Below are 6,252 nucleotides of genomic sequence, written 5' to 3' on the forward strand. Positions count from 1 at the left end.
CGATGTCCGGCCGCGACCAGACCCGCGACAGGCTGATCGACGTCGAGCTCGACGAATCGATCGGACGTTCGACGCCCGACGTCGAGCACGAGCGGGCCGTGGCGATCTTCGACCTCATCGAGGAGAACCGTTTTCGGCCGGTCAACGATGACGGCGCGGGTCCTTACAAGCTCAAGCTTTCACTGGCCGAGTCCCGCCTGGTCTTCGGCGTCAGCCGCGAGAACGGTGCCGAGGTGGTCACCCACATCCTGTCGCTGACGCCGCTGAGGCGCATCGTCAAGGACTACTACCTGATCTGCGAAAGCTACTACGAAGCCATCCGCTCCTCGACGCCGAGCCATATCGAGGCGATCGACATGGGCCGGCGCGGCCTGCACAATGAGGGCTCGCAGACGCTGATGGACCGGCTAGCCGGCAAGATCGAGATCGACTTCGACACGGCGCGCCGGCTGTTCACTCTGGTCTGCGTGCTGCACTGGCGGGGCTAGATCAGGATGATGTTTCGTTGAAACACCACACTGATCCAGTTCTTTGTTGGAGCGTGATCTTTTCCAAAAACCGGTTCCCACTTTTTGGGATCATGCTCTAGTGGCCGCCCTGCCCCATTCGATCCTGTTCCTATGCGGCATGAACGCCGTGCGCTCGCCGATCGCGGAACAGCTGGCGCGCCGCATGCTTCCCGCCACCACCTTCGTCGCTTCGGCCGGTGTGCGCGCCGGCGAGCGCGACCCGTTCGTCGATGCGGTGCTCGCCGAAGAAGGCCTGTCGCTTGGCGAGCGCCAACCCAGGACGCTGGCGGATATGGAGGACGATTATTTCGACCTGATCGTAACGCTAGCGCCGGAGGCGCATCATGCGGCGCTCGAGCTCACCCGTTCGCTCGCCGTCGAGGTCGAATACTGGCCGATGCCCGACCCGACCGACACAGGCGGCACCCGAGAGCATATCATGGCCGCCTATCGCGATGTGCGCGAGCGGCTGAAAGCGCGCATAAGCCGACGTTTTCTGCTTCCTGCGGCAAAAAACGCGGCCGATTAAGCATGTTCACAAGCGGGCGATTATCATATAGGTTCCGCCGCAAATTCCGGCCGGAGTCGGATGATTTCCGGTCGGTTCGGCCGGAAATCATCCGACTCCGGATCAAAGAACTAGAGCACGATGTCGCCCGAAAACCGCTTGACACTTTTCGGCATCATGCTCTAGGCGCCGGAACGCCCATCCAAGCAAAGGTATCGAATGCCGAAGGAAGAAGTCCTCGAGTTTCCAGGTGTGGTCACCGAACTGCTGCCCAATGCGATGTTCCGGGTGAAGCTCGAAAACGAACACGAAATCATCGCCCACACGGCCGGCCGCATGCGCAAGAACCGCATTCGCGTGCTGACCGGCGACAAGGTCCTGGTCGAGATGACGCCCTACGACCTGACCAAGGGCCGCATCACCTATCGTTTCAAGTAACAGTCCGGCGCGAACCCAGAGCCGGATGATTTCAGGTCTGCTCGACCTGAAATCATCCGGCTCCAACTCAGGGAGTGGAGCATGATGTCGTCCGAAAACCGCTTCACACTTTTCGGCATCATGCTCCCATGAGCATCCTGCAGAAGCTGGTGCTTGCCTCGGGTTCGCCGCGCCGCATCGAACTCTTGCAGCAGGCCGGCATCGAGCCGGACCGGGTGCTGCCCGCCGATGTCGACGAGACGCCGCTGCGCGCCGAGCATCCCCGCTCGCTGGCCAAGCGCCTTTGCAAGGACAAGGCCGAGAAGGCGCTGGCCTCGCTGAAGAGCGAGGAGGATTATGCGCCAGCCTTCATCCTCGCCGCCGACACGGTGGTGGCGGTCGGACGGCGCATCCTGCCCAAGGCCGAGACGATCGACGACGCCGTCAATTGCCTCGGCCTGCTTTCCGGCCGCTCGCACCGGGTCTATTCCGGCATCTGCCTGATCACGCCCGGCGGCAAGCTGCGCCAGCGGCTGGTGGAGACAAGGGTGCGCTTCAAGCGGCTGCCGCGCGAGGAGATCGACGCCTATGTCGCGTCCGGCGAGTGGCGGGGCAAGGCCGGCGGCTATGCGGTGCAGGGCCTGGCCGGCTCGTTCGTCGTCAAGCTGGTCGGCTCCTACACCAATGTGGTCGGCCTGCCGCTCTACGAGAGCGTGGCGCTGCTTTCCGGCGAAGGCTTCAAGGCGCACCAGCACTGGCACGCCGCGCGCTCATGAGCATAGTCTACACATGAGCTCGGGCGAGAAGGTTACGCCGCTGAGGCCGAAACGGCCCTGCCCCGAATGCGGCAAACCGTCGGCGCGCGAGCATTATCCGTTCTGCTCGGCGCGCTGCAAGGACATCGACCTCAACCGCTGGCTGAAGGGCGCCTATGTCATTCCCGGCCGCGATGGCGAAGAGGAAGAAGACGACAGCCCGAAGCCGGGCCCGACGCCCAAGGACGAGCCGTGAGCGCAGCCGGCGACCGGTCGTTTTCCAGCGATTTTTCTTTCCTGACGAAATCAACACCTAGGCGCTGGACAGGCAAGATTCCCGTGCTATAACCCACGCGCTTTCAAGGGGCGCCGCCTGGCGCCTTCGTGAAACCCGGCGGGCGCATCCCGTTAGCCGGCACAGGCCCAGATAGCTCAGTTGGTAGAGCAGCGGACTGAAAATCCGCGTGTCGGTGGTTCGAATCCGCCTCTGGGCACCATCCCCTCTTCTCCCGACAGTCTCTTTCGCCGAAGCATCTACGCTTTTGTCTCGGCAAATGTCTGAAATCCTTGGTAATTTTTGTGACGCAAGGCGCGGTTGGCCGTGTTTTGTGGAATTTCGGCGTAGTTGGTCCAACGAGGCGGAGGGCTGGTATTTTCGGTGGTATTGGAGATCCTGATGGTATCGATGCAGCCAAATGGAGCTCCCGGAAATGGCGCTTTCCGACGTAAAATGCCGAAATGCCCGACCCGCTTCAAAGCTCGTGAAATTGTCTGACGGTGGCGGGCTCCAGCTTTGGGTTCAGCCTACCGGATCTCGCCTATGGCGCCTCGCCTATCGTTTTGGCGGCAAGCAGAAGCTTCTGGCGTTGGGCAGCTATCCGCTCATCTCCCTGGCTGAGGCACGCGAGGCGCGCGATACCGCCAAACGTCTCCTCCTACGTGGCATCGACCCCGCCCAGGAGCGTAAGTCACAAAAGGCTTCGGCAGAGGACACCTTTCGCTCAATCGCGGAGGACTATGTCGACAAGCTGAAGAAGGAGGGTCGTGCCGACCGGACCATCACCAAGGTCAAATGGTTGCTCGACTTTGCCCATCCAACGTTGGGGGACAAAAGCGTTCGGGAGATTGATCCGGCCACAATTCTTGCCGCTCTCCGCAGCGTGGAGGTTCGCGGTCGATACGAGTCGGCCAGGCGACTGCGCTCCACTATCGGCAGCGTGTTTCGATATGCAATCGCAACCGCACGCGCCGATACAGATCCGACGATCGCCCTGCGGGGAGCACTCGTCGGTCCAACGGTCACGCCGCGCGCCGCCGTTACCGATCCTAAGGCCTTGGGAGGCTTGCTGAGGGCGATCAATGCATTTGACGGGCAGCCGACAACCCGAGCCGCCCTAAGGCTGATGGCCCTGCTGTTTCCCCGCCCCGGCGAGCTGCGCGCGGCCGGATGGGACGAGTTCGATTTCGAAAGCTCGGTGTGGAGCATCCCTGAAGGGCGCATGAAAATGAGACGGCCGCACCGCGTACCTCTCTCCAGGCAGGCCGTCGGGGTCCTGACCTCACTTAGAGAAACCTCTGGTGGGGGCACGCTGTTGTTTCCTAGTATTCGATCGGGCTCGCGTCCGATTTCCGACAACACGCTTAACGCTGCCCTTCGCCGTATTGGGTACGGCAAGGAAGAAGCCACCGCGCACGGTTTTCGAGCAACGGCATCAACTTTGCTAAACGAATGCGGAAGATGGCATCCGGACGCCATAGAGCGGCAGCTGGCCCATGTTGAGAACAACGACGTACGTCGCGCCTACGCCCGGGCAGAGTACTGGGAAGAGCGCGTAAAGATGATGCAATGGTGGGCCGATTATCTGGATGAACTCGAGAGCAAAAACGCGCGGGTGAAAACGGCGGTTGAAGATCGCTAAAACTGGGCCACCTTTGGTCTGGCGAATCTAATGACCAAGACATGGAGATTTGCAGCGCTGTACCATTGTACCGAATTAAACTCTGCGAGAGTGATCCCTCCCGCTTCGGGGCACATTAACACTGCCCGATTTTCTAGTGAAGCCAAGCATTCTGACTCGATTCGGCCCACACATGGCTGGAAGTGAAAGAGAGCTTTGCGCCCGATTTCGGTCGTTGAGACGCCCTTTACACTGTCCGAAAGGCCGCCGTTCGTTTATTTACCTAGCCTGCTGGCGGGACCGACCGGCGCTTGACTAAGCCCTGCTCGACCGCCTTAACGTGGTGGGCAGCATATCGTCGATTTCCTTGTCGGAGAACATAAGCTCCTCGTTGTCCTTCAAGGAATTCTGTGCCTTCTTGTAGGCCTTCCCGTCCGTGAAGGGTGCCGCCCGATAGATTTCGTGAAGGTTGGTCTGCAACTCGTCGCGCTGAGTCCGAAGGTCGTCAATTGGCACTGCCGTATTGAGCGCGTCGGTTATCAGGCTGAGGTAAGATTCTCGCACATTCCAGATGTCGGACGCGGTTTCCCTGTGTCGCTGCGCGAGAGCACCGGGGTCTAGGTCCTTCTGGTAGGCGTTGTAGATCAGGCTGAGAATGGCAAGCACGACGGTCGCGTATTCCGCATATTGCAGAAGCCCCGTCTCCGCCCTGAAAACGGTCGTCACCGCGCCGCCGGCGATGAGCGCGGACAGGATGATGTTGAACCACTTTGCATACCATTGATGGTCGGCAAGCCGCTCGGCCATCTTCTCGTGGATCTTGTGGGTGTAGGCGCAACGGCCGTAACACTCGCGCACTTGGCTCTCGAGTTGGTACCGCGGATCAAATTGGGAAGGTTGTGCCAAAGACGATCCTCCATTTCGCGCGGCGCTGTGCGGCTTTGTCGTCGGTCTGCATGTTGCAGGCCTCGACGGCGATATTGTAGTCACTGAGCGCCTTCAACCAGAACACCCCCGTCTTGTAGACGTAGGAACCGCTTCCCGGCATCCGCCAGTAAGTTTTCTCTCGGTCGAGGTCGTAGAGATACTTCAGGAAGTCCCGCGCCATGTAGTCATGATAGCCGTAGGATTTATCCCGATACTCCCACGTTTCGATGAACTGATAGGCAAGCGCGTCAATCAGCGCTCCAGTCATCGGAACGCTATTATGGTCTTTCCACACCCTCATCATGCGGCCGAGCGCTTTCAGGTTGCCGTTAACGGCCGTATTGCGTGTCTGGACGGCATTTATCTCTGCCCGGGGGTTGCACTGTCGCCAGGTACCTCCCCCGTTTGAATCGGCAAACGTCCAGGAACCGTCCGTGTTGTCGAAATAGGGGAGGATTTCGAATGTGATTCCGTCCGTGAAGGAGATGACGACAACCTGACCGTTGCCGCCGACGTTGCTGGAGCCGTAGGTTTTGAGGAGGGAGTTTTTCACGGCCTGAAGAAGTGCGGACTGACCGTTGCCCTGATACGCGCTGTATTTGACGTATTCCGCATAGGGGAGCTGGAAGCCGATATCCAGGTCGCTGATTCCGCGTGCGGCGGTGTCGCGACCGTAAGAGCCAACATAGAGACTGTGGGCGGAGCTGGAATCAGTGTTCCAGAAGTCTGTGTTAAGGCGCGTGGTGATACGCCGGTACCGCTGTCCTATCGAGCTGATCAGGTCGGTGCCGATATTGTAGTTATTCCGGAAGTTGTAGAACTCGTCAGATACGCCCATTCCCATCCCCACCAGCGGTAACTTCGTCGGGAGATGGCAATTTTATGCTTTCAGCGCAATAGCTTCGGTGTGCGTTCAACGGGAATATTACGCGGCGGACATGAACTATGCTCGCGGGCTGTGGCGAGGGCTGATGTCAGTTTCTTCCTCATTTGGATATCAACTCGCGCCCATGGGATTGCGCTCCTGCCGGAATGCCCCCCGTTCACACGTTGCTGCCAGTTTACGCCGAACGAACTAGTCAGGCCGCTTCCGCTTAACGAGGCTCTTCTTATTTTAGCCAAACATGATCTCCTCGCTGCGGAATGGCAACTAAGATGTGGCTTTTGTGCTTCGATACCCACACGCCGGGAATACCAGGACCGAGGCAGCGTCCATGAAGAGTGACGCAATCTCGTAT

Annotated in this window: 8 protein-coding genes and 1 tRNA gene; 7 read left to right on the top strand and 2 right to left on the bottom strand. The window is 59.6% G+C overall.

The window, feature by feature from the left end:
• Positions 1 to 2 precede the first annotated feature (2 nt).
• The 7 genes from FJ419_RS28145 to FJ419_RS28180 all read left to right on the top strand — a co-directional run bounded on the left by FJ419_RS28145 (position 3) and on the right by FJ419_RS28180 (position 4,108).
• Positions 3 to 488 (top strand): UPF0262 family protein, encoded by a 486-nt coding sequence (locus FJ419_RS28145; protein WP_095765706.1) that lies wholly within the window; start codon positions 3 to 5, stop codon positions 486 to 488.
• Positions 489 to 588: 100 nt separating this feature from the next.
• Positions 589 to 1,038 carry a low molecular weight phosphatase family protein gene (locus FJ419_RS28150; protein ID WP_281405840.1) on the top strand — a complete coding sequence of 150 codons (450 nt, stop codon included), beginning with the start codon at positions 589 to 591 and terminating at the stop codon, positions 1,036 to 1,038.
• A 198-nt stretch (positions 1,039 to 1,236) separates the two neighbouring features.
• Positions 1,237 to 1,455: a translation initiation factor IF-1 gene (gene infA, locus FJ419_RS28160; protein ID WP_006200926.1), complete on the top strand. Its 219-nt coding sequence runs from the start codon at positions 1,237 to 1,239 to the stop codon at positions 1,453 to 1,455.
• Between the two features lie 128 nt (positions 1,456 to 1,583).
• On the top strand, positions 1,584 to 2,210 hold the full coding sequence (locus tag FJ419_RS28165) for a Maf-like protein (RefSeq protein ID WP_095765708.1): 627 nt from the start codon (positions 1,584 to 1,586) through the stop codon (positions 2,208 to 2,210).
• 13 nt (positions 2,211 to 2,223) lie between these two features.
• On the top strand, positions 2,224 to 2,445 hold the full coding sequence (gene yacG, locus FJ419_RS28170; RefSeq protein ID WP_140700526.1) for a DNA gyrase inhibitor YacG: 222 nt from the start codon (positions 2,224 to 2,226) through the stop codon (positions 2,443 to 2,445).
• Between the two features lie 165 nt (positions 2,446 to 2,610).
• Positions 2,611 to 2,686, top strand: a tRNA-Phe gene (locus FJ419_RS28175).
• A gap of 213 nt (positions 2,687 to 2,899) precedes the next feature.
• Positions 2,900 to 4,108, top strand: coding sequence for an integrase arm-type DNA-binding domain-containing protein (locus FJ419_RS28180; protein ID WP_064994782.1), 1,209 nt, complete (start codon positions 2,900 to 2,902; stop codon positions 4,106 to 4,108).
• Positions 4,109 to 4,402: 294 nt separating this feature from the next.
• Here FJ419_RS28180 and FJ419_RS28185 read toward each other — a convergent pair whose 3' ends face one another.
• Together FJ419_RS28185 and FJ419_RS28190 are read right to left on the bottom strand one after the other, a co-directional pair.
• Positions 4,403 to 4,945 carry an SLATT domain-containing protein gene (locus FJ419_RS28185; protein WP_224656008.1) on the bottom strand — a complete coding sequence of 181 codons (543 nt, stop codon included), beginning with the start codon at positions 4,943 to 4,945 and terminating at the stop codon, positions 4,403 to 4,405.
• A 25-nt stretch (positions 4,946 to 4,970) separates the two neighbouring features.
• On the bottom strand, positions 4,971 to 5,852 hold the full coding sequence (locus FJ419_RS28190) for a nucleotidyltransferase (protein ID WP_064994781.1): 882 nt from the start codon (positions 5,850 to 5,852) through the stop codon (positions 4,971 to 4,973).
• Positions 5,853 to 6,252: the final 400 nt, after the last annotated feature.

Source organism: Mesorhizobium sp. B2-6-2 (genome assembly GCF_006440615.1).
Classification (GTDB): Bacteria; Pseudomonadota; Alphaproteobacteria; order Rhizobiales; family Rhizobiaceae; genus Mesorhizobium.

Coding starts and splice junctions, on each gene's coding strand:
- FJ419_RS28145 (WP_095765706.1), top strand. CDS start 3: ATGTCCGGCCGCGACCAGACCCGCGACAGGCTGATCGACGTCGAGCTC.
- infA (WP_006200926.1), top strand. CDS start 1,237: ATGCCGAAGGAAGAAGTCCTCGAGTTTCCAGGTGTGGTCACCGAACTG.
- FJ419_RS28165 (WP_095765708.1), top strand. CDS start 1,584: ATGAGCATCCTGCAGAAGCTGGTGCTTGCCTCGGGTTCGCCGCGCCGC.
- yacG (WP_140700526.1), top strand. CDS start 2,224: ATGAGCTCGGGCGAGAAGGTTACGCCGCTGAGGCCGAAACGGCCCTGC.
- FJ419_RS28180 (WP_064994782.1), top strand. CDS start 2,900: ATGGCGCTTTCCGACGTAAAATGCCGAAATGCCCGACCCGCTTCAAAG.
- FJ419_RS28190 (WP_064994781.1), bottom strand. CDS start 5,852: ATGGGCGTATCTGACGAGTTCTACAACTTCCGGAATAACTACAATATC.